This is a genomic window from Granulicella rosea, from assembly GCF_900188085.1.
Taxonomy (GTDB): Bacteria; Acidobacteriota; Terriglobia; order Terriglobales; family Acidobacteriaceae; genus Edaphobacter; species Edaphobacter rosea.
The window spans coordinates 14248-38738 of record NZ_FZOU01000013.1; the positions used below are offsets into that span (position 1 = coordinate 14248).

Here is a 24491-nt window from a genome sequence, read left to right on the forward strand (position 1 = left end):
CATCGCGTATCTCCTTTTGCGTTCGGGCTTCGCATTTTGCGTTAGGGCTTCGCAGCCAGCGTGCCGCTCTTGACCGCGGCGGCGATTGGGGTGACGACCGGGGTCGCGACGCCGATCATCTCGGTGACGGAGTTGTCTCCGGCGTTCGTGATCCAGAGGTTGCCGGAGCCGTCGACGTCGATGGAGGTGGGCGCCGGGATCGAGACGCTATAGGGCGTCGCCGAGACCGGGATGCCCGCTCCGGTGAAGGCCGAGACGGTGTTGTTGGCGTTGGCGATCCAGAGCACGCCGCTGCCGTCGAAGGCCAGCGCCGTGGGGCTGCTGAGGCCGCCCCCGTTGAAGGCGGAGAAGATGAGCGAACCGGCTTTGGTGAACTCGGCGATCGTTCCGGCGGCGGCGTTGAGGCTCCAGACATCGCCGAGGGCGTCGACCGCGATGCCCCTGCCTCCGCCCGCGATATGGCCGGTGGTGATGGCTGCGCCCGACTGCGTCAGGCCGCTGACGTAGCCGTTGCCGTCGGCGATCCAGATGCCGTAACCCGGATTGACCGTGAGCGTGACGCTTGCCGTGGCCGTCGTGTAGTTGGTCGTGTCGGTGGGAGTGAAGAGGACCTGAAGCGTCTGGCTGCCCAGCCCGAGCACGGCGCCGAGCGCGGGCGTGTAGACGAACGTGCCCGGCACGGAGGCGGTTGCGTTCAGTTGCAGCGCGCTGAGCGCGGCGCCGGAGATAATCGGCGCGGGCGTCGACCAGCTCAGGACGGGCGTCGCCTTGCCTACCGTGACCCCGGACGACCCCGACGCGCTGGTGTAAAGCGACGAGCTGGCGGCGTCCGGCGTGTAGCTCGCGTAGATCAGGTCCGCGCCGACCGGGAACGTGCCCGCGGGCAGTGTGACGGCCGCGCTGCCGCCGCTGAGCGCAACCGCCGGGGTCGTCGCGCCGCCTCCGGTGAGGGTGACCGAGCCGGTGGGGACGGGGTTTGCGCTGCCGCCGCTGACCGTGATGGTGACGGTCAGGGGCTGCGCCTCGGTGATGCTGGCGGACGAAAGATGGAGCGATACGGTGGGCGCGCCGGCGCTGGCGGCGAGCAGCGTCGTCGGCGAGACGCTGCCGGCGTAGACCGTGTCTCCCGCGTAGCTGGCCGCCGCCGCATGCTGGCCCTGGCCGAGCGGCGCGACGCTCGTTGCAACTGCGGTCGCCTGCTGCGTGAGCTGCGAGGTCACGATCGTCAGGCTGCCGCCGGAGCTGTTGGCGAAGGCGAGATCGCGGAGGCCGTCGCCGTTGAAGTCGCCAGCGACCAGCGCGTACGGGCTGCTGCCGGTGGCGACCGGGATGCTGGCTGCGAAGGTGCCGTCGCCGTTGCCCAATAGGATGGCGCCGGTCGAGCCGTATTCGTTGCCTGCGGCGAGATCGGTCTTGCCATCGCCGTTGAAGTCGCCCAGCACCAGGGACAGCGCATAGCTGCCGGTTGCGGGGCTGGAGCCGATCGTGAATGTTCCGTCGCCGTTGCCCAGCAGAACGGTCCCGTTGGTGTAGTACTGGCTGCTGACGACGAGGTCGAGCTTGCCGTCGCCGTTCAGATCGCCCGCCACCACGGCGGTGGGGTAATAGATGGACGAGATGGTCGCGGCCGTCCCGAAGGAGCCGTCGCCCACGCCCAGCAGGATGCTCAAGCCGTTGCCGTTCGTTATGGCCAGATCCTGAATGCCGTCGCGGTTGAAGTCGCCGATGGCGATTCCGCGTGCATTGCTTCCAAGCGCCGGGGTAGAGGCCGTGGGGGTGAAGCTGCCGTCGCCGTTGCCCAGCAGAATCGTGATGGGGGCGCTGTAGTTGCCGGTGGTGACCACGAGGTCGGCGATGCCGTCGCCGTTGAAATCGCCCACCGCCATGTTGACCGGGTTCGAGCCGGTCTGCGGGCTGAGGCTGGAGATCGTGAAGGTTCCGTCGCCATTGCCCAGATAGACGTTGACGCCGCTGCTGTTGCTCGACGCCACGGCTAGGTCGAGACGGCCGTCCCCGTTGAAGTCGCCGGTCGCGATGGAGTCCGGCCCGGAGCCAGTGGGCAGCGTGGCGGCTGACCGGAAGGCGCCGTCGCCATTGCCCAGCAGGACGGTCAGGTTGTTCGAGCCGGTGTTGACGCTGACGAGATCGAGGACGCCGTCGCCGTTGAAGTCGCCGGTCGCGACCGCCTCGGGCTGTGTGCCGGCGACAGTGGTCTGCGGAGTGGCCGTGCTGAAGGTCGCCGTACCCGCGCCGAGCGTCGCGCTGGCGAAGGCGTAGTTCCCGTCCGTGGCGTCGAGATAGGAGACATTGCCCGTAGGCGCGAGCGGTCCCTGTCCGGTGACGGTCGCGGTGAGCGTGTACTTGCCCGCGCTGCCGCTCTGGGCGATCGTCGTAGTCGAGGCGAGCGAAGCGGTCACCGCGAGGTTGGCGACCGCCGATGTGCTCGCCGCCTTGCTGCGCGTGCCCGCGAAGAAGGCCTTGTAGCGATGGGCGCCCGGACCGGGGATGAACGCGAACGTTGCCGTGCCGGCGGAGACGATCTGCGCGGAGCCGACCAGGTGGGCCGCGTCGCAGGTGGTCGCGGTCGTGTCGCAAAGGTTCACCAGCCCGGTAGTAAGCGGCGTGGAGCCAGCGTTGACCGACGCGGTCGCGGTCACGAGCGTGCCCGAGGCCACCGTCGCGCCAGCCGGGGTAAGCGCGAGCGTGGTGCTGGTCGAGACCGGCGTCGCGCCGACCGTAACCGCGATCGCGGTCGTTGCGCTCAGCGAACCGGAGACGCCCGTCACGTTCACCATGCCGGTCGCGGGCGCGGCTGTGGGCGAGGCGGTCAGGGTCAGGATGCTCGCCCCGGTCGTGGGGTTGGGCGTGAACGAGGCCGTCACGCCGGCGGGCAGGCCGCTGGCCGTGTAGGTGACGGCGCCGGTGAAGCCGTTCTGCGCAACGGCCGTCAGGGTAGTGCTCTGCGAGCTGCCTGGGGTGAGCAGCGCCGTGGCGGGCGTTGCGGTCAGGGTGAAGCTGGGCGCATCGACCGTCAGCGTGATGGGAACGCTCGCCGAGCCCGTGCCGGAGACTCCGGTGATCGTAATCGTCGAGCTTCCGATGGCGGCCGCGCTGGTCGCCGTCAGGACCAGGTTCGTGCTGGAGGTTGAGGGGTTCGGCGAGAACGACGCCGTCACGCCGCTGGGCAGGCCGTTCGCCGTGAAGGTTACGGCGCCGTTGAAGCCGTATTGCGCTTCCACATAAATGTAGTTGCTCGCCGAGCCGCCCTGGTTCAGGGTGAGCGTCGGATTTGAGTCGTAGAGCGAGAAGGTCGGCGGATAGATCGTGAGCTGGAAGCTGCTGCTGGCGCTCAGCGAGCCGGAGACGCCGGTGACCGTCACGGTGCTGGTCCCGGCGGGAACCGAGGCGGCAACGGAGAGGTTGAGGCTGGTGCTATAGGTTGTGGGGTTCGTCGAAAAGGTTCCCGTGACGCCGCTGGGCAGGCCCGCTACCGAGAAGGTCACGCTGCCGGCAAAGCCGCTCGTGCTGTTCACATAAAGGTATTCGTACGCCGTACTGCCCTGGCCGATCCCGATGTTGGAGCTCGAGATCGTGAAGCTCGGCGCGACGATCGTCAGTGGGATGGTCGTCGTCGCGCTCAGGCTTCCCGACGTTCCCGTCACGGTGAGGTTGTACTGGCCGATCGCCGCGGAGCTGCCGGCCGTCAGGGTCAACATGCTGCTGGACGTGGTCGCATTCGGCGAGAACGATGCGGTCACCCCGCTGGGCAGGCCCGCGACCGACAACGTCACGTTGCCCGTGAAGCCGTTCGCTGGCGTCACGTAGACGTACGCCGTACCCGACGATCCCTGCCCCAGGCTGACATTGGAGTAGTTATAGAGCGTGAAGCTGGGAGCGGCGATCGTCACCGTAAACGTCGTGGCCGAGCTGAGCGAGCCGGAGGTTCCGGTGACGGTCAGGGTGTAGACGCCGGAGGGCGCCGAGCCGCTGGCGGTCACGGTCAACGTGCTGCTGGACGTCGTCGGGTTCGGCGAGAATACCGCAGTGACACCGCTGGGCAGGCCCGCGACCGAGAAGGTCACGTTGCCGCTAAAGCCGTACTGCGGCGACACGTAGAAGTAGGCGACCGACGAACTGCCCTGGCCGAGCGTGACACTCCCGCCGCCCGAGATGGTAAATGTGGGCGCATAGATAGTCAGCGTGACGGGCGTCGTCACGGTCTGCGAGCCCGAGGTTCCGGTGACGGTGAGGGTGTACTGGCCGACCGCGGCGGCGCTCGTAGCCGACAGGACCAACGCGCTGCTGTACGTGATGGGATTGGTCGCGAACGAGGCCGTCACGCCGCTGGGCAGGCCGGAGACCGAGAGATTTACCTGGCCGTTGAAGCCGTACAGCGTGGAGAGATAGACGTACGTGGTCGCCGTCGAACCCTGGCCGAGCGAGACGGAGTAGGCCGAGAGACTGAAGGTCGGGGCGTACACCGTAACGGCGACGGTCGCCGTCGCGGTCTGGCTGCCGGAGACGCCGGCGATCGTCAGGTTGTACGTGCCGGTCTTGAGCGTACCGGTGGCGGCGAGAATCAACGAGCTGGAGCTGGCCGTCGGGTTCGGCGTCCAGAGCGCGGTCAAGCCGGCGGGCAGGCCCGAGACCGAGAGCGCCACGTTCGAATTGAAGCCGTACTCGGAGTAAATCGATATCGACGACGCGACTGAGTTGCCCTGGCCGATGTTGATGGCGGTCGGCGCCTCGAGCGTGAAGGTGGGCAGGTAGATGGCGAGGTTGAGGGTCGTCGACACGCTGACGGAACCGGAGACGCCCGTGATGGTCACCGTGCTTTGGCCGACGCTGGCGGCGCTGCTGGCGGTGAAGGCGACCGTGGTCGAGCTGGAGGTCGGGTTCGGCGAAAACGACGCCGTCACGCCGCTGGGCAGGCCCGAGACGGAGAAGTTCACCAGGCCGTTGAAACCGTACTGATCGTAGACATAGACATAGGCCGAGGCGGTCTTGCCTTGTCCGATGCTGACCGCGCCGGAGCTCGACAGCGTGAAGGTCGGCGCGTAGACGCCAAGCTGGAGCGTGGTCGAAGTGCTGATGGAGCCCGAGGTTCCGGTGACCGTGATGACGCTCTGGCCGACCGGCGTGGAGCTGCTCGCCGTAAGGGTCAGGAGGGAGGTTCCGGTGGTCGGGTTGGGCGAAAACGACGCCGTCACCCCGCTGGGCAGGCCCGAGACGGAGAGGTTCACCTGCCCGGCAAAACCGTACTGGTTGTTCACGTAGATGTTGCTGGTGACGGATTTGCCCTGCCCGAGGCCGCCCAGGCCGGAGTTCGAAAGCGTGAAGGTCGGCGCATACACGCCCAGGTTGAGGGCGACCGTGCTGGTGATGGCGCCCGACGTGCCGGTGATCGTCACCACGCTCTGGCCGATGGCCGCGGAGCCGCTCGCGGTGAAGAGGATGTTGGCGTTCGCCGTGGTGGGGTTGGGCGAGATGGACGCCGTGACGCCGCTCGGCAGACCGGAGATGGAGAGGTTCACCGCGCCAGTGAAGCCGTAGAGGTCCGACACCGTGACGTAAGTGCTCGCCGAGCTGCCGATTCCGACGCCGACGGTGCCGCTGCTATAAAGCGCAAACGACGGTGCGAACACGCTGAGGAGGAGGGTGGTCGTCGCGCTGAGCTGGCCGGATGTGCCGGTGAGCGTCACCGTGCTCTGGCCGATGTTGGCTGCGCTGGTGGCGGTGAAGACGACATACGACGCGCCGGTGGTGGGGTTGGGCGAAAACGTCGCCGTCACTCCGCTGGGCAGGCCCGAAGCCGCGAGATTCACGCTGCCCGTGAAGCCATACAGATCCCCCACGTAGACGTAAGCAGTTCCGCTGCCTCCCTGTCCGATGTTGACGGTCGGGGCGCCGGTGGCGAGCAGGAAGCTCGGCCCATGAATGCTGAACGGGATGGTCGTGGACGCAGTGGTCGAGCCGGAGACGCCGCTCACGGTGAGGCTGTAGCTTCCGGCCACGGCAGTGCTCGCGACCGTCAAGGTCAGGACGCTGGAGCCGCTGGTGGTAGCGTTCGAAAACGCCGCGGTGACGCCCGTGGGCAGCCCCGCAATCGACAGGTTGACCGAGCCGGTAAAGCCGTAGAGATCCTGCACCGCAATCGTCGTCGTGCCGGTTCCGCCCTGGTTGATCCCGAGCGAGGCAGGCGTCGCCGACAACGCGAAGCTGGGCGCATGCACCGCAACCGTGACGCTCGCGCTCGCGGCGAGCTGGTCCGACGTGCCGGTGATAGTGACGGGCTGGCTGGCGGTGGGCGCGCCGCCGGTCGCCGTCAGCGTCAGGACCGAAGCAGACGTCGTCGGGTTCGGCGAGAACGACGCGGTGACTCCAGCCGGCAGGGCCGAGGTAATCGCGAGGTTCACGCTGCCGCCAAAGCCGCCCGCCGGCGTGATCGAGATGTTCGCCGCGGCCGTGGCGCCGGGGTTCACCGCAATGGTGCGCAGCGAGGGAGACAGCCAGAAGCCGGGGATCTGCGCGCCAGCCAGATCGTCGATCAGATGCTGGCCGTTCGCGCTGCCCCATCCCGTAGTGAGATCGTAGCCGGCCGTCGCGCTGTACCAGAGCGGCTGGTTGTAGGTGTCGTTGTTGCCCACGGTGACGTCATGGAAGTCGGAGGCGGCGTTCGCGCCCTGGGCCAGCCGGTAGATGGCCGGGTTGACGAAGCCGAGGCCGCCGGTGGGCGCGTTGCCCGCCTCGACGGCCTGCTGATTGATCAGCGCCATGAAGCCCGCCCAGCGAGGCGCGGCGAAGCTGGTGCCCGCCCAATCGCCGGCGCAGGCGCCGTTCTGGCAGGCGTAGTTGTCGAAGTCGCCCTCCATCGCGACGTCGGGCACGTTGCGCAGCGTGGTCGAACCGCCGTTGGCCGAGGTCGCGAGACCGGCCTGCCAGCTTGGGATGAGGATGCCATCCTGGCTGAGGCCACCGCCGCTGCCATCTCCGTCGGAGTTCCATACGCTCTCGGACACCCATGCGCCTGCGGCGCTGGCGGTCGTCAGATGCGTTCCGCCCACGGCCGTCACGTAGGCGTCGTCCGCCGGGTAAAAGTAGGGGTTGATGGCGGCATCGTATGCGCCGGAGTCGCCCGAGGCCGTGAAGAAGCTCTGTCCTTGCGCGGCCATCTCCTGAAAGAAGACATCGTCGACGGCCGGGTCCGCTGGCCGCCAGCCCCAGGAGCAGCTCAGTTGCTTGGCAAGATTCTCCGACGCCATCGAGTTCAGAATGTTCGCGTCGTCGGGGCCGGAGCCGATATAGACGCGCACCTGGCTGAGGCCGGGCGCCATGCCGATCGCCTGCACGATGTCGAGCGTCTGCTCGCCGTCATCGCCCACCGTCGCACCCGTGGCGCCGTCGAGCAGCACGTTCACGATCGGCGTCTGGTAGCTCTGGCCCGCGTTGCTGAAGCTGGCGTTGACGTCGGAGAGCGAGTAGCCGCCAAACTCCAGAATGCCGATCGTCTGTCCGTTGCCGTCGAGCGTGGACCCGCCATAGTATGCGGCGCGCATGTCGCTGCCGAGGTACGACCCGCCTGGGCCGGAGCCAAGAATCGCCGCCTGCTGGGCGCTCGCCGTCACCGGTCCGTTCGTTGTCGCGGCCACTGGCCTCCGGATCGCCATGTGCTTCGGCACGGAGTAGTCGTCGAGCCCCGCGATGTGCGAGACCGGAACCTTCAGGTCCAGCGACGGCTCGCGATCAGGCGAGTAAAAGGTGCGGTTCTCCGTCGGATGCTGGTAGAGATTCATCTGGACGTGGAAGGCCGCGCCCATCTGCGACGCCGTCCCATCGATAGGCACGACGAGCCGGTTCGCGGGCAGATCGCCCACATGGAGCCCGTTCGCGCGCGCGAAGGCGACGACTGTCTGGAAGTCGTCCGTCGTGGGGCCGAACTGGTCGGTAAACTGCGCCACGCTGAGGAAGCGCCGGTAGTCCGGGCTGCCGGGATCGTAGAGGCGTCCGAGCAGGCTCTTGAGCTGATCCTGATTGCGCAGCGGCAGCACGATGGAGGCGCGGATACGCCGCTCGGACGGCATGGCTCCGTACAGCGCCGCGCGGTGGTCGGAGACGGCGGCCCGTACATGCTTCGTCAGCACCTGAAGCTGCTGGGCCTGAAGCGGCGCCCACGAAAGAATGAACGCCCAGAGAAACAGGCCCAGCCGGCGCGTCGCACGGCGCGGACGCGTTGCAGGCGAGAGGCAGGATACAAGGGTGGAGACAGCTCGGGAGTAGAACACCATGTACGGAGACTCTCAGGTGCGGGGGCCGACCAATAGGTTCCCACCAACCGCGCGGCAGCGCCGGCACGAGGGGCTATCCCTTTGATTAGACAGTTGAAGTTGACTTGCTGAAGTCTGGAAAGACTACCATACGTTGATTGCTACGCCACAAGATTCGTGCGTTGGGGCGTTTCAATCGAAAAAGACCACGGCGCGCTCTCGACATAGGCCATCTATTCTGTTGGAAGAAGGAGAGTGGGATGACGCTTACCGAGTTCGCCGCAAGCGACGGCCAGTCCTACCGAGGCGCGCTGCGCGCCCTGTGGCTCGCAGGTCGTGGAGATTGGGGGCCAGCGCATGAGATCGCCCAGGCCGACGACAGCCGCGAAGGCGCCTGGGTGCATGCCTATCTGCACCGGATGGAAGGCGATGCCGCCAACGCAGGCTACTGGTACCGGCGGGCCGGACGCCCGGCGCAAACCGGCAACCTTCACGCCGAGTGGGAGGCGATCGTCGAGGAGCTATTGCGCGGTTGAGGTCGGTGAGCTTCCTGTTCGAGGCTGTCAAGCTGGATTATTGCGTAAGCGCGCAGCTATACGGGGGGATGCCAACTTCATGCTCAAGCTGTGTAAGCTACGGCAAATAAACAGAATTCCGGGTGCTTGGGTCGACCGAACCGTGTCCTCCAGGCGGGGATTCCAGGGATTATGCATGTGTGAGGGGCTTATGACTGCACCGCAAGAGCGTGGTTTTCTTGCGCAGTAAATTGATTATTCGAATGACCGGTTAACCGGACTATTGGATACCCGATGGGTTGGTTTGCCGATGGACCGGTTGATCGAGTATTCTTGCGCCATGATCATTACCATGGCGTCCTTCAAAGGTGGAGTCGGCAAAAGCACCTCCGCCGTGCATATCGCGGCCCATCTCGCGAAGTCGGCGAAGACGCTGCTCGTCGACGGCGACCCGAACCGCAGCGTGACCCGCTGGGCTTCGCAGGGACGGCTTCCCTTCACCGTGGTCAGCGAGGCTCAGGCGACGATGCATGCCCGCAACTACGAGCACATTGTGATCGACACCAAGGCGCGGCCCGATCCCGAGGATCTTCGCGAGATCGCCACGGGCTGCCATCTGCTGGTGCTTCCCTGCACGCCCGATCCGCTCTCGGTCGACGCCCTGCTCGCCACGGTCAAGGAGTTACGGGGACTCGGCTCGGACCGATTTCGGGTCCTGATGACGATCGTCCCGCCCCGACCGAACCGGGATGGCGCGAAGGCCAGGGAGGCTCTGATCGAGGCGGGGCTTCCGCTCTTCGCGGCGCAGATTCCGCGGCTTGTCGGATTTCAGCGCTGCATTATCGAGGGCCAGGTCGTCTACTCGCCGGAGTACGGCGATGTAGGGACGGAGATCGAAGAACTGGTTCACCAGTCCACCGGTTAATCGATGTATCGAAAATTCCAGCGCAACAGAAGCGCTTACGCGGTAAATCGAAGATTCGATACATCGGACCGCTGATTAATCGGGTAATTGAATTGCCTTTTGCAATCTACATCCGCAATCTATATCCCAGGAGGAGCCAGGTCGATGAGTAAAACGAACCAGTTCCGGTCTCTGATCGAGGCGAGCGGTCAGGCGCCCGTAGCAGAGCCCAATCTTCCCGTCGTTCACGCCGTGGAGACGAAACGCACACGACGGATCGGGAAGCGTACCGCGCCGGACTACGTTCAGGTCGGCGTCTACATCCCCAAGGCGCTGCACAACAAGGCGAAGGTTCTACTGATCCAGGAGGGCCACGACCGCGACTTCAGCCAGTTGATCGGCGACCTGCTGCAGCAGTATGTCGGCAGTTAATCGATTCTCCGGATATCTGAATGATCGGTTAATCGGTCAATCGAATCGCTAAATCCTCGAATAACTGGATCATCGCTTCATCGGCTATTACGACATGGCCGGAGTCGTCGACGTAGTAAAGTTACTGGAACGGTTCGGGGCGCCGGACCGATCCGGCATCCGGTCACCGCGCAGGTTGGAGCGGCAATGAAAGAAGAGAAGGCACAACCCGAACCGGCGCTGCCGGTGAAGAAGCCGCGGAGCCGGGCGGCCGAGACCAGGGCGGCGCGCGACAAACAGGCCCTGCGCCTGGGCCAGTTGGTCGACGATCGCAACACCGGCAAGCTCGGCGAGGAGGTCATCAAGATCGCCCAGGCGATGCTTCTCTGCACGCTGCCATACAGCGCCACCACGGAGCGCGACGTCGTGCGCAAGGCCAGGCTGGGCGACGGTTCGACGCTGCTCGTGACCTTCAGCGCGGGCATCAACAATGTGCCTCTGCCGTTCGGCGCCGACCGGAAGCTGCTGGCCTGGGTGCTGGACCGCGCGATCAAGTCCGACTCGCCCTCGATCGGCTGGGAGTCGGCGTGGGAGTATCAAAAAGAGATGGGCCTTTCGCGATCCGGCAAGAACAATAAGGATCTGCGGGATCGATTTCTGCGCATCAGCGGCCTGAATATCAGCATCCAGCGCAAGGATACGACCTCGATCGCGGGCAAGAATTTTTCCATCATCGACAGCTACAAGCTGCCGGCGTCGATCCAGCGGCGGAACTTCAACCCGGATCAGCAGACCCTGCTCGAGCTCTCGGCCTCGCCCTCCGCGGTCGATACGACGCCCTATGGCATCTCGCTCAATCGCAGCCTCTTCGACGACATCCGGCGCCATCACGTGGTCGTGCCTCGCAGCCTGTGGAGCCAGACGAAGGGGAACTCGCAGGTGCAGGATATGGTGCTGTGGCTCTACTGCCGCTGCTATGCGGCGCAGACGGAGTCGGTCATCCCGTGGGCGTCGCTGGCGGACCAGTTTCCCCAGGACTCCAACCGGCGGCGCATGCGGGAGCACGCGCGCGAGGCGATCCGCCTGCTGCGCCATCTCTGGCCAGGGTGCCGGATCGAGGCGATCGAACCGGGAATCTGGGTCGACAGGGCGACACAGCCCCTGCTGCTGGACGATCCGTCGAAGGGCCGCATCCGGCGTCTGTAGTCGCGCACGTGCGAACTTCCACGTACGCCAGCGGGCGTGTTTCGAGCGTGCAGTGTGAACCTCCACGTACAGGCACGGCTCGCCCCGTCAAATCGGTGAACCTCCACGTACGCGTGGAACGAGAGCCTTCAGTGAACTTCCACGTACACCGCGAAACGAAAGACGTGAACCTCCACGTACGGCGAGAGCCTGCGGTGGATGAACTTCCACGTACACATATCGACGCCCTGAGGGTCAACTTCCACGTACAAATGAAGTAGTTACAGGCACTCCCACTTCATGGTTCGGCATGAACTTCCACGTACACTTCGAGCATCTAGGGGCGCGGCGAAGCCATGTGAACCTCCGCGTACACTTATCCACATTTGCACTGCATCCCTCAGTTTTTGCGGGAACTTCCACGTGCAGGCCGGCGCACTTCCACGTACATGAGGGCGCACTTCCACGTACGAAAGAGTGAACCTCCACGTATATCCACGTGTACTTCCACGTACTGCTTAATAGGAAGCAAGAGATTACAAGAGAAACACGAGTACAAAAGAGAGTGCAAGAGTAGAAGTGCGTGAAAAAAGAGGAGAAATGCCAAGGATAGAGGAGACAAACCCGTTCGAGCGGGCGAAGGATCGCTAAACTCTCGAAAGGTCGAGCTGTTTCGAGCGGTGGATCGGCTCGCGGGATGGCTTGACTTGCGGATAAGTCCTCTGACGCTATCGTTTTGCCGAGACATAGCGTACGTCCAGGTTCACATCTTTGGGGAAGCCTGCATGGCAGCCCGGTCGAGGTCCAGTATGCTGACGCCGCCGATCAGGCCGGACTCCGGCAGGGCTGGCATGGGCGCGCCGGGTCGCGCTGGCGGCACGTCGCGCAGGATGCGCTGCTCCGGAGGCAGGGTGCGGTCGCCGAGGATGCGGTTCGTCCACTCGTTGGTGACCGCGATCTCCAGCCGATTGATGCCGGGCCGGATGGCGCCGGTGATGTCGACCTCGTACGGCGGCGCCCAGGTGACGCCCACGGGGCGGCCGTTCAGCTTGACCGCCGCGATGTCGCGCACATCGTCGAAGTGCAGGAAGATGCGGCCCTTACCGTTCGACCCGCGACGGAGCATGGTCGCCGATGCCGGGAAGGTCGTGCTGTAGGATGCGGTCCCGGAGAAGAACCTCACTGCCGGATTGGTGCTTTCGGTCCAGGAGGCGAGGCTGCTGAGCCGCACTGTCGCCGGCGTCTGCGGCGACTGGGCGAAGGTCGCGGTCCATGGTCCTTGCAGCCTGGCCAGCGTTCTGGATGCTGCGGTGGCGTCTGGGGCGGTTGAAGATGTGTCGCGTACGAGCACGAACACCGCCTCGCGCGCGGCCAGGTCGAGTTCGACGCCGGTGAGGCCTTGCGCTGCAACGTACGCCGCGGGTTGCAGGCCGGGCTGCCGGTTGCCGGAGCTGTCTTCGACTACTGCTGCCTGAAAGGCGGTCAAGGTGACAGACCCGTCCATCGGGCGCCAGATCTCAACGCTTCTGCCCGTGGCTCGCAGGCGCGCCGCCATGTGCTCCGGGCGGTCGGACTGATTCACGACGAAGTACGCATCGGCATGCGGGAGGTGGCGGTGAATCCAGACGGGCGGGTTCTCGGGTGCGCCGCTGGCGGAGAAGTCCGGGTCCACGTGCAGGCGTGTGAGGATCTCTCCGAGGGCGAGGCCGGTGTAGACGGTTCCTTTGCTGAAGTGGTGCTCGGTCCTGGTGACGCCGTCGGTATCGGCCCACAGGTCGGTTGCGAGCGCATGGACCTCGGCGTCGGCGGCGGGGTAGTGGGCCAGGCTGGGCGAGGCGGCTGGCTTCGGGCCTGCGATGGTCAATCCGGCGGCGACCAGGTCGTGCAGCCTGCGCAGGACCTCGGGCGTCATCTGCGTCGTGGGCGGCAGCACGAGCAGGCGATAGGTCGCGCCGCTGTCGAGTCGCAGGCGGCCTTCGGCGTCGACGTTCGCGTGATGGAGCAGGATGTCGGTGTTGAGGTAGTCGTAGTCGAAGCCCGGGGGCGGAGCGGGTTCGAGACCCGAGCCCCAGAAGGGCATCGTCGAGGGCGCGCCCTCGGGCAGCAGGTAGGCGAGGTCCGCGACGGAGCTGCCCTGCTGCAGCATGTAGGAGACGCGCGCGACGTAGTCCATGAAGGGCTTCGCCTGCTCCGCCCAGGTGATGTTGCGGTTCAGGTGCGTGCCGACCATGGTGTTGCCCGGCGGCGTGTCGAGAGGCTGATGGGCAGAGGTGTGGAAGACGAGCCGGTTGATGCCCTGGGTGAACCAGTAGTCGGCGATCTTCTTCAACGTGTAGGGCGACTCGTAGCCGCCGCCGGTGAAGGACTCCGCCGCGACGATGGGCTTGCCGTAGACATGCGCGGTGGAGGCCGCGCCGCGTACGTCGACGTAGTACATCGACTCCGGATGCAGGGCGTGGACCCAGAACTCGGCCATCGGGATGTCGACCTTGCTCTTGTTGAGCAGCGTGTCCTCGGGGATCTCGAGCGCGACGCCGGAGGCCTCGGAGTAGTTCTCCATGCCGCGTTTGTGGATCTCGCCGGTCATGGCGCCGTAGAACTCCTCGGCGTACATATCGGCCAGGGTGCGGCGGAAGTCCCAGAGGAAGCGGTCGCTGACGTCGGCGTTGTCGACGACGCGGCCGGCGAGTACGGGCAGGTAGCGGGTGGGGTCGTAGCCGCGACGCTGCGTGAACTGGGCGATCATGGCGTCGGTCCAGTTCTGCATGCCGGCCTCCCAGCTATCCATGGTCATGTAGTGGGTGGTCGCGCCGAGCAGCGAGCCGAGGTGCTTCTGCAGCGGATCGACGTATCCGGCGAAGTACTGGCGCACGTAGTCGCCGCTGAGCTTGTCGACCTCGTAGCCGCTGCCTGCGGGGACGGATGGACGGTTCTTCGCGCCGGTCAGCGCGTAGCCCATGCGCAGCACGGTCCAGTGGCCGGCGGGTACGTCCCAGTCTAGCGTGCCGTCGGGCTTCAGGTGCGAGGTCAGGTCAAGGACGCCGTCGTGGGGGATTCCGACGGAAGCAGGAGTGGGGGCGCCGTCGTAGGTATCCATCAGGCTGCCGAAGGCGCCCTTGTCCTCCCAGCGGTGAACGCGCGCGTCGGCGAAGAGGATCGCCTCGGTGAGGGTGAACTCCTTCGCGGGCAGGACCGGTCCGCCGTGGATGACGGCTGCCGGGGTCAGGCCCGCTCCGTCGAGCTCGATACGGAAGAAGCGCGCCGTGACGGCAGGGAAGGCGAAGGTGCGGATGGAGGCGCCGTGATAGCCCTGCGGGCCGGGTGTGTCGAGCACGGTGCGAAAGGTGTGGCCGTCGTTGCTGGCGAGGAGCTTGCCGACGGGGATGCGTCCACGCACGCCGAACGAGAGCGCACGCGCGGTGTAGGGCTGGGCGAACTCGAACTGCAGCCAGGCGGGCGAGCCGTCTTTGGGCGCCGGGATGGTGATGGAGGTGTTGAGGCTGTCGTCCAGCAACGGCGCCGGGTCGATAGCGCCGCTGCTGGCGGTCACGCGTGGGTGCAGCGACTGCGCGGACGCGCCCTCGGGCGTGCGGTAGGCGATCACGGCGGAGTCACGGTAGAAGTGCGGCGCGTCGGGCCGGGCGCCGGCATCGCGCACCGGGCCTTCGTTCGAGGGAGGCTCCGGCAGGCGTCCGGTGAAATGTGCGCCGCCGTCGATGGCGGTCTCGCTCCAGACGAGCCGCTTCATGGCCATCTGCTGCGTCACCCACGGGCCGCCGGCCTCGCTCCATCCGGCGCAACTGAAGATGGACATCTCAAGGCCGAGGCGTTTGGCCTCTTCGGCCGAGTGCCGCACGGCGTGGTACCACTCCTCCGTGCCGAAGTGGATCTTCGGCTCGACGGTCTGGCCGCCGCCGGAGGCGACATCGACCAGTTGAAAGCCGCCGATGCCGGATCGCTTCATCCACTCCAGATCCCTGGTGATGCCGGCCTCGTCGACGTTGCCGTTGGTCCAGTGCCACCAGGTGCGGGGCCGCGCGGAGTCGGGCGGGTCTTTGAATCCGGCGGCGAGCGGGTCGGCCGTCTGCGCGAGGCCCGTTGTAGCGGCAGAGGCGAGAAGAGCGGCGGCCAGGATGCGGCGGGTCGAAGGGGTCATTTAGCGTTCCGGGTGCAGCGTCTGCTTCAGGAATTGCACGTAGACGCCCCAGTCGGAGGGGACCATGCCGTGGCCGCCATCGTGCATGTAGTAGCTGAGGCCGTCGCGGAGGATGGGCGTCTTCGCCGCGGGCCAGACGTCCGTGCCGAGGTCCTGCTTGCCGAGCAGACGATAGACCGGCCCGGCGGCGACGGCGGAGAGGAACTCGCCCTTCGGGTCGGACCAGTTGTCCGTGTCGCCCGTCTGCAGCAGCAGGGGGCGCGGGGCGATCAGCGCGACGAGCAGGTTGGCGTCCATCGGCGCCTTGTCCGGGAATCCGCCCCACTTGGCGAAGTTCGCCGCGAACTGATACGGATAGCGCGTGGGCGCGGTCAGGTGCGCGATGGTCTCGCCGTAGTTGCGATGGCTGAGCGCGGCGCCGCCCTCGCCCGAGCAGCTTGCGATGACCGCGGCGAAGCGCTCGTCATGCGCGCCCGCCCACATCGCGGTCTTGCCCAGCCGCGAAATGCCGTGGATGGCCACGCGTCTGCTATCCACGCCCTTGTCGGTTTCAAGGTAGTCCTGCGCGCGGCTCATGCCCCAGGCCCAGGCCGCGATCGTGCCCCAGTCGTCGGGCGGCCGGTTGTCCTCCGTGCCGCCCGGTTTGGCGTAGCGGGCGCGGATGCCGTTGGGGAAGCCTCCGAGATAGTCCGGGTCGACATCGCCGTAATAGAAGGTCGCGACGCCGATGCCCGCATCGAGCAGCGGCTCGACGTCGAGCTTGCCGAAGCCGCGCCCCGTGGGCTGGATGCGGGTGTTCGTCTTCGGATCCCAGACCGTCTCGGGCGCGATGCCGGGGTCGTCGACCGCGTTCTGCACTGCGCCGAAGTTGATGCTCAGCAGCATCGGCGCCGGCTTCGTGGCGGCCGCGGGCAGGTACATCAGGAGCTGAATCGTAGGTCCGGTCTTATCCTTCGTGAGATAGATTTTGACCTGGCGGCGGATCGCCTTGCCGTTCAGCGCGGGCGTTCCCTTATCGAAGACCTCGAAGGATTCGTCCGCCGGCCGGCCGGGCGCCTTGCCGAACTGCTCGGTCTCGAAGAGCGAGACGATCTCCGGCCGCCGCTGCCCGATCCACGTCTTCGCGTCCCGGACGTGCTTGCCGTCGTTCAGGATCAGGGCGTCGGGCAGGATGTAAGTCCCTGCCTTTGCCTCCACATAGTTCACCGGGATGCCGGCAACGACCTCGGGCGAGGGCTTGGGAGTCTTCGGCGCGTCCTGCGCCGTTACTGCCTGGGCCAGCGCACAGGTGGCGAGCGCCGCCAGGCCGGCGAGAGGGGCAAATGCTTTCAAACGCGTCATTGCACGCACCAATTTCAAATTGGAAATACTTTCAGACCGAAACCCTAGACGCCGCGCGAAAGGCTTGTCAAGGCTCGCGCGCGGCGATATGGCAAAGATTGCCATCTTCGGCTAAACTTCGGACAGAGGAGACGCCATGCCCACCCGGAACGTACATCTGACGGAGCATCTCGACCAGTTCATCAGCGCCGGCATCAGCTCGGGTTCTTACAGCAATGCGAGCGAGGTGGTGCGCGAGGGGTTGCGGCTGCTCGAACGGCGCGAGCGCGAGGATCAGGCAAGGGTGGAGTGGCTGCGCACCGCCGCGACAGACGCCTTCGACTCGATCGATCGCGGCGAGGGCACGACGTTCGACTCCATGGAGGAGCTGGACGCCTATGTGCGAGGCGTTGGCGCCGAGGTCTTCGCGGACGAGGCCGTACGCCGGCGTGCCTAAGAGGTTCGGGGTAAGACCGACTCTTTCGCCGGCCGCGCGCGCGGATATTCGCCAGATTCTTACCTGGAGCAGGGAGAAGTTCGGCCAGGCGGCGGGCGCGCGGTACGGCGAGCTGCTGATCCAGGCCTTTCACGATATCGCCGAGGATCCGGAACGGCCCGGCTCGCAGGCGCGGCCTGAGCTGGCCGTGCGAGGCGTCCGCACCTACCATCTTTCGTTGAGCCGTAGCCGCGTCGCGGGCGACCGCGTGAAGGCTCCGCGCCACTTCGTGCTCTATCGCTACCGGCCTGGGTCGATCGAGATTGGCCGTATCCTGCACGACAGCCGCGACCTTGCACGGCATCTGCCGGAGGGCTACGGCGTGGGTAATCCGGGCGAGTCTGAAGAAGGGTAGCCACTCGGGCATGCGTGGAATTCACTCGGCATTCATACTCGCTCTCTAGCATGAGGGGTGAGTGGGCTGCGCTCGGGGCTTGAGCATGCCGGCCACCCGGTGAACATGAGCTTACAGTTGGCACATCCGAAGGAAGGTTCGCACGGCGATGGCGATATGGACTTCGACGCGCAGGATCCTCGCTGGAGACTGGCCATCCGTGTCGCGGAGAGTGCGCCGTTCGCCAACGCGCCCCTGCTTTCGAAGTTCCTGTTGTACGTCTGCGAACACACTCTTTCGAACCGGTCCGAAGATCTGACGGAGCGCAACATCGGCATCGCCGTCTTCCAGCGGCGCGTGGACTATAAGCCCAGCGAAGACAACATCGTCCGCTCGTATGTGCGCCAGTTGCGGCAGCGGCTCGAACGCTACTTCGACGAGCAGGGCGCCGATGAGCCGTGGCGGATCGCGATCCCGCGCGGCGGATATGGCGCGGTCTTCGAAGAGCGGTCCGACCCGGCGACCACGCCCGTAACCGCGATGACCGGCATCGCGCCGGAGTTGCCCGCCGCCCATGTCGCTCCTCTGGTCGAGGATGCCGGACCGCAAGAGAAGGCTGGGTGGCGCCGTACGCTCTGGATCGTGCTTGCAAGTCTGCTGGCGGGAGGGTTGGCGGCGCATCTGGGCAGCGTGTGGCTGGCGCCGCAGTCGCTGGGGCATGCGATGTGGGCGGAGATCTTTACGCCTGCGTCGGTCACGTACATCGTCTCCGCCGACAGCAGCCTGGCCACGATTCAGGAGTTGAGCGGCAAGCATACGACGCTCGAGCAGTACGTGGATGGCAGCTACTTCGCGCAGTTCGCGCGATCCGATGCGCCCGAGGATCTCAAGCTGCAGCGGCTGAGCCGCGAACACATGACCGGCGTTCCCGATATCGACGCGGCGGCGGGAATCGTATCGCTGCCCGAGGCCCGGGGCAGGCATGTGGTGCTCAGGAATGCGCGCGCGTTCACGATCGACGATATGAAGGATGCGAACGTCATCCTGACCGGCTCTGCGTACAGCACGCCGTGGGTGACGCTGTTCGAGCCGAAGATGAACTTTGTGCTCTCGGCGAGTAACTCGATCTATGGCTCTTCCTATCTGAATAAGAAGCCTTTGCCGGGGGAGCCGAGTAACTACTCCAACAGTAGTACGACTCCGCCTTATTCGACTTATGCGGTGATCGCTTTTCTGCCCGGTCTCAGCGGTGCTGGTAAGGTATTGATCGTGGAAGGACTTACGACCGCGGGAAGCGAGGCCGCCTCCAACTTCGTTCTGCATGGAGATATCGCCGCATTCCTGAAGACGGTTCCGCGCGATCAGCACGGGCTTCGGCCCTTCGAGATTCTGCTGAAGACGACAAGCCTGGATTCGAGCGCGCCCTCGACGGAGATTGTGGCGAAACGCCTGTATTGACGAAGATTCCTGCAACTTATTCGGATTGCATCTTCCTGCCATCAGCCAACGGCGCACGTCATTCTTAGCATAGCGAAGGACAGCCGTGTTGGCTTCGTTCGCCAACTACGCATTGGCTCGATCCTGTGTGCCCTATAGCGCGATGAGCGTCGCCTGAAGAAGAACAAGCAACAACAAGAACTAATACGGGGTTCCTTCGCTTCGGTCAGGATGACGTGCGTCATTGCCGGTACACCGATGCGAGGTCGTGCCGACAGTCCGCAGGAAAGCAAGATGCAATTCGCTCGCAACCTCCAGCGGCAGCGTGAATGCCAGGTTAATTATGCGGAGCGATCTTAGAAAAACATCGAAAATTCCCGTAAAAATGCCGGTGTACACACCGTTTACACATGGTGAAGACACTTTACCCGTCTCCGCCGGCAACCCATACTCGGTTCTATCAGCACATCTGGAACTCAAATTTTGCGACGCATGTCCTTGAAGGTCATGCGCATTGGAAATCGGGCCGCCTGTATGTCGTCCGCGGCGTTTTCCCTGGAGGCTTTACCCGGTATGCGAATCAGCACGATGTTCTTCCGATGCAGCGCGCTCTTCCTGATGGCCGTCCTCTTTCTGGGCTTGGCACCTGCTGCACGTGCGGCGGCGGGCAACACCGCGCTGAAGATCTATGAGGTCGCCGGCGCCGGCGCGCTCTCGGGCGCAACGTATCGACAGGACACGATCATCCTCTTCAACCCCACCGCGGCCACGATCGCCTGCGCTACCTGCGCGGTCCAGACGCACAGCGGCACGAGCAACACGGCTGCGTGGACGGTGTACAAGCTGCCCAGCTTCTCCATCCCGGCCGGCGGCTTCTACATGATCTCCGGCAGCTCGGTCAGCCTTGCGACGTACGGCAGCGTGGCGCCGATTCCGTACGACTACGAGCTTCAGACGATCGAGCTGGGTACGACGCCGCCCACGACCCAGAATATTCTCAGCAGCACCGTCGGCGTCGTTGCGCTGACCAACACGCAGACCGCGCTGACCGCAAGCTCGGCCAGCGCCTGCGGTACGGGCACGCAGCTTCTGGACATGGTCGGCTATGGCTCGAACGTCGCGCTGAATACGTCGACCACCGCGACCCCGGCCACCTGCTACTCCGGCTCCGGCGCCGCGTACTACGACGGAAGCACGGCCTATGGACGCCAGCTCGGCGTGACGCGCAAGAACAGGTGCATCGACACCGCCGACAACCTGAACGACTTCGTCAACCTGCCGCCGACCTTCTTCAACTCGACGTCGACACCAACGCCCTGCCCCGGCGGCACGCAGTTGAGCGCAGCCGTCTCCGCGACGCCGACGAACCCGGTGGTGGGCGGGTCGGTTACCTTCAAAGCTGTCGTCACGCCGGCGACCCAGCCATCGAGCGCCGGCATCACCGCTACGCTGGACTTCAACACGCCCTACTATGGCGGAACGACGCTGCCGATGTACGACGATGGCACCCACGGCGACGTGACCGCGGGCGACGGCGTCTATACCCTCACGACGACCGTGCCTTCGACCACGGCCTCGGGCTTCGTCTATCCCGCCGACGTCACGGTCAACGACCTGGCAGGCGATAGCTACACGGGCACAACGCCGCTCAACGTAGGCGGTGTGAACAACGGACTCACGGCAGGGAACAACAGCCTGCGCATCATCGCGTGGTATGGCGCGGGCAATCTATCGAAGTCCGAGTACGGCCGCGACACGGTCATCCTCTTCAACCCAACGGCCGCGGCGATCTCGATCAACGGCTGGTCGCTCCAGACCGGAGGCTCGACCGGCGCCTTCACGACCGTGTACGACCTGCCCAACGCAACCATACCTTCCGGGGGATACTTCGCCATCGCGGGCAGCGGGGTCAACTATATCTCGAGCGCAGGCTGCGTCAGCGCGGTCTGCAATCTCAACTATGCTTACGACTACCAGTTGAAGACGGTGGAAGGGACCGAGACGGACACGGACAACGACCTGAGCAGCACGGCAGTCACCGTCGCGCTGGCCAACACGACGACGGCTCTCGGTAGCGGCTGCCCGTCCACCTCCGCGCATCTCGTCGATCTCGTCGGTGTAGGCGCCGCGGACGGCAGCTCGCCAGTGACCTGCTACGCGGGAAGCAGCTATGCGACGTATACGCCCGCGACCACGAACGGCGTGGCGACGAACATCAACGGCATCGTCTATGCCTACGCCACGGTGCGCAAGAACAAGTGCGGCAACAGCTTCGACAATGCCAACGACTTCATGCTGGGCTTCATCAACTTCGCCAACTCCACCACCACGCCGGACCCCTGTCCGTTGGGCAACCAGATGTCGGTGACGACCGCAGCCGCGACGCCTGCGACCGTCGGCATTCTGGATCCGGTCACCTTCACGACCAGCGTCACGCCGGCGACGAATCCGGCCAGCACCAGCATCGCCGTCACGGCCGATCTCTCGAACCTTGGACTCTCGGCGGTCTCGCCGTTCTACGACGATGGAACGCATGGCGACAAGACCGCGGGCGACGGCGTTTACAGCCTTTCGACCGCCGCAACCAGTGGCGCGATCGGCACGGTGACCGGGCTGATCGTCAGCGCGAAGGATGCGCAGGGCAATCTCGCGCAGAACGTCATCCCGTTCGTACTCCAGGCAGGCACCTTCACCATGACGACGCCCACTGCCAGCGGCGCCATCGCGGCCGGCGGCGTGCTTACCTTCCCGATCACGATCGCGGGTCAGCATGGCTATGGCGGCGTGCTGAACATCACCTGCACGGGCTCGCCGAATGCGAACACGCTGGGTGTTCCGATCAGCACGCAGTGCGTCTCCACGCCGTCGGAGTTGACGCTAGCGAACGATGGCACGGCCACGATCTCATTGGCGATCGCGACGGGTACGACTTACTCGGCGGGCCTGTTCTCGGGGCCGCTTGGGTTCGGGCTGATCGGCCTGCTCTCCATCGGTCTGCTGACCGTCGGTGTGTGGCGGCGCAAGCATCTGGTCTCCGCGGGGCTGTTCGCGGTGCTTCTACTGATGACGCTGAACACCACGGCCTGCGGCAAGAATGGCGGGCTCGGGAATACCGCCGCTGCGCCTGGAACCTACACCTATGTGGTGACGGCGACGGACTCGAACATCGCTACTGTCACGAACTCCCTGACCTTCACGATCACGGTGCAGTAAGGCCCGCACAGAACCACGAACTCTTTGAGGATGACGCAATGCAGTGGAAGAATCGCAGGGCCTATGTTCGTTCAGCAATCGCCGGTCTGACTGCCATGACCGCAGCCATGCTTGCAGGCTGTGGAGTCTACCAATCGACGGCCTCGACCAACTACACCGCGCCCATCGTGCTGCAGGGGCAGGTCTTCGCGGGCCGCAACTACATGCCCGGCGCGACGGTGAACGTCTATGCGACACAGCCGAATGGCGTGGCGTCGGGCGGCTCGTATACCGGCACGGCCAAGCTGCTCGCGAGCACGACGTCCAATGCAACCGGCGGCTGGAGCCTCTCGGGCATTAGCTGCAACAGTCCCGATCAGTTGTATGTGACGGCGTTTGGAGGCGTTCCGTATCCCTCCGGCTCGCTCACGACCAACCTGGTCAATAACCCGAACTCGCTGATGATGACGGCGATCGGCGACTGCTCCATCCTCACCTCGGCCTCGTCCACGCTCAACGTGACAGGCGTCGTGACCAATGAGGCCTCGACCGTCGCGGCGGTGTGGGCGCTGCGGAACTTCATCAGCATCAACGGCACGACTGTCAATGTAACCAGTTCAGCTACAAATTATGGCGGCGCCAATGGCGTGGGCGGCGCGGGCCACTTCGCGGGACTGGCGCATGCCTTCTTGAACGCCAACAATATCTCACCTTACAAGCTCGGTAACTTCGTGCAATATACGGGCGGCGTCGATGGCGCGGCACAGGGTGGCCTCGTGCCCGTGCAGGAGTTGAACTCGCTGGCCTATGCGCAGTATCTCTGCACGATCGGCAGCGACGGCACATCGCCGGGCAGCTTTACCTACTGCAATACGCTTTATCAACTGGCGACGCCGCCGGGCGGCAGCGCTCCCGCGAACAGCCTGCAGGCGATGTGGAACATTGCTCGTTATCCCGGCAACAACGCGGCCGCGATTCTTACCTTCACTCTCACGCCGATTCCGCTCTCGGGTCAGACGACCTCGCAGCAGATCAACGCGGGCGTGTATGTTCCGGCGCTTACGAGTGCGGGCACGGCAGGCTCGGGGGGCGCCATCGACTGGAGCGTGGCGATCTACTACCTGCCGGGTTATGGCGCGACCTCCACCGGCCAGGGTTCGGCCTATCCGCAGTTCGTGACCATCGATGCAAACGACGATGTCTTCTTCTCGAACCCGAGCGGTTCATCGAGCACGCAGGGCAACGTGATCGCACTGACGAGCGCCGGGCAAAGCCTATGGACCTCCCCCACGGATACGACCAATCTGACGATTCCGCGCGACATCGCCGCCGACGCCAGCGGTCACATCTGGGTCACGAACGGCGGCGTGACCGCGGCCTCTTCCTTCGTGCAGGAGTTGAATGCAAATACCGGCGCGGTCGTTCAGAACTATGCCTCCACTGCAACGAACCTTTTCGGCGTAGCGGTCGACTCGCTCGGCAATGTCTGGTACGACGCCAACACGACGACAGGACAGAACCTGCATGAGCTTGCGCTCAACGGCTCGACTTACTCCGAAGCGACCTTCGCCGTGCCGCCCTCTTCAACGACAGCAACACTGACGCAGCTTCGCCCGGACAGCAACAACAATATCTGGGTGAATGGTTATAACGCATCAAATTCACAGGCGCTGTACTTCCCAAACACCGGAACCGCGGCGGCGCCTGCATATGCCAAAGGTCTTGTGCCAACAACGTTGCCGGGCGGTTCCGCGAGTTACGGCATTGTCCCCGATGCAAGCGGCAACGCCTACTCCGCAAGCAACGGCACGGGCAGCGGCATCTTCAAGACTACTGTTGCCGGTAGCGGCTCTTCGGCGGTGCTCAGTGCCGCGAGCGTGGCTGCGAATCCTGCGACGGCCTCACGGTATCTCGACATCGACGGCGCGGGCTCTATCTGGTATCTCGACAATGCAACCGGCACGTACCTGTATCAATACATCCCGTCGACGAACACGACCAACGCGTATTACTCCTGCTATAACGCCGGCACGACGACAGGCACCGGCACGGCTACCAGTACGGTGCAGACCTGCACGACCGGCATGAGTACAAAGCTGGACCTTGCCGTCGACTCCAGCGGTACGGTGTGGGTCGCAAGCTATGGCAACTCCGGCGGCGGACGCATGGTGCAGATCCTCGGCCTGGCCGCGCCGACCGTGCCCTTGAAGGCCCTGGGCAAGCCGGGCGTCATGCCATAAGCTCACAGCCTGATTGAAAGCATCCGCACCACCTATC

General features: G+C 65.0%; 12 protein-coding genes. 9 read left to right on the forward strand and 3 right to left on the reverse strand.

Annotated features, from left to right (window positions below):
* Window positions 1-41: 41 nt before the first annotated feature.
* Window positions 42-8285: an FG-GAP-like repeat-containing protein gene (locus tag CHB87_RS20605; protein WP_089410342.1), complete on the reverse strand. Its 8244-nt coding sequence runs from the start codon at window positions 8283-8285 to the stop codon at window positions 42-44.
* A 239-nt stretch (window positions 8286-8524) separates the two neighbouring features.
* Between CHB87_RS20605 and CHB87_RS20610 the strand changes: the two genes are divergently transcribed.
* The 4 genes from CHB87_RS20610 (at window position 8525) to CHB87_RS20625 (ending at window position 11300) form a co-directional block, all read left to right on the forward strand.
* Entirely contained in the window at window positions 8525-8800 is a 276-nt protein-coding gene (locus CHB87_RS20610) for a hypothetical protein (RefSeq protein WP_089410343.1), read from the forward strand.
* A 319-nt stretch (window positions 8801-9119) separates the two neighbouring features.
* Window positions 9120-9704 carry a ParA family protein gene (locus tag CHB87_RS20615; protein ID WP_089410379.1) on the forward strand — a complete coding sequence of 195 codons (585 nt, stop codon included), beginning with the start codon at window positions 9120-9122 and terminating at the stop codon, window positions 9702-9704.
* A gap of 144 nt (window positions 9705-9848) precedes the next feature.
* Window positions 9849-10115 carry a hypothetical protein gene (locus CHB87_RS20620; RefSeq protein ID WP_089410344.1) on the forward strand — a complete coding sequence of 89 codons (267 nt, stop codon included), beginning with the start codon at window positions 9849-9851 and terminating at the stop codon, window positions 10113-10115.
* 186 nt (window positions 10116-10301) lie between these two features.
* On the forward strand, window positions 10302-11300 hold the full coding sequence (locus tag CHB87_RS20625) for a replication initiation protein (protein ID WP_089410345.1): 999 nt from the start codon (window positions 10302-10304) through the stop codon (window positions 11298-11300).
* Window positions 11301-12042: 742 nt separating this feature from the next.
* Here the strand turns inward: CHB87_RS20625 and CHB87_RS20630 are convergent.
* Window positions 12043-15435, reverse strand: a complete 3393-nt coding sequence (locus CHB87_RS20630; protein ID WP_089410346.1) for a glycosyl hydrolase — start codon at window positions 15433-15435, stop codon at window positions 12043-12045.
* Complete coding sequence (locus tag CHB87_RS20635) at window positions 15436-16776, reverse strand: glucuronyl esterase domain-containing protein (RefSeq protein WP_245818146.1); 1341 nt, start codon at window positions 16774-16776, stop codon at window positions 15436-15438.
* Between the two features lie 136 nt (window positions 16777-16912).
* Here CHB87_RS20635 and CHB87_RS20640 point away from each other — a divergent pair, with 136 nt between their 5' ends.
* From CHB87_RS20640 to CHB87_RS20660, 5 genes are all read left to right on the forward strand, one after another.
* A complete protein-coding gene (locus CHB87_RS20640) occupies window positions 16913-17212 on the forward strand; it encodes a type II toxin-antitoxin system ParD family antitoxin (RefSeq protein WP_089410347.1) in 300 nt (99 codons plus the stop codon).
* Window positions 17205-17606 (forward strand): type II toxin-antitoxin system RelE/ParE family toxin, encoded by a 402-nt coding sequence (locus CHB87_RS20645; RefSeq protein WP_217897085.1) that lies wholly within the window; start codon window positions 17205-17207, stop codon window positions 17604-17606. The genes CHB87_RS20640 and CHB87_RS20645 overlap by 8 nt, the downstream gene beginning before the upstream one ends.
* A gap of 105 nt (window positions 17607-17711) precedes the next feature.
* Entirely contained in the window at window positions 17712-19043 is a 1332-nt protein-coding gene (locus CHB87_RS20650) for a hypothetical protein (RefSeq protein ID WP_142988462.1), read from the forward strand.
* Window positions 19044-19595: 552 nt separating this feature from the next.
* Window positions 19596-22235: a choice-of-anchor X domain-containing protein gene (locus tag CHB87_RS20655; protein ID WP_089410350.1), complete on the forward strand. Its 2640-nt coding sequence runs from the start codon at window positions 19596-19598 to the stop codon at window positions 22233-22235.
* A 38-nt stretch (window positions 22236-22273) separates the two neighbouring features.
* Window positions 22274-24454: an NHL repeat-containing protein gene (locus CHB87_RS20660; RefSeq protein WP_089410351.1), complete on the forward strand. Its 2181-nt coding sequence runs from the start codon at window positions 22274-22276 to the stop codon at window positions 24452-24454.
* Window positions 24455-24491 lie beyond the last annotated feature (37 nt).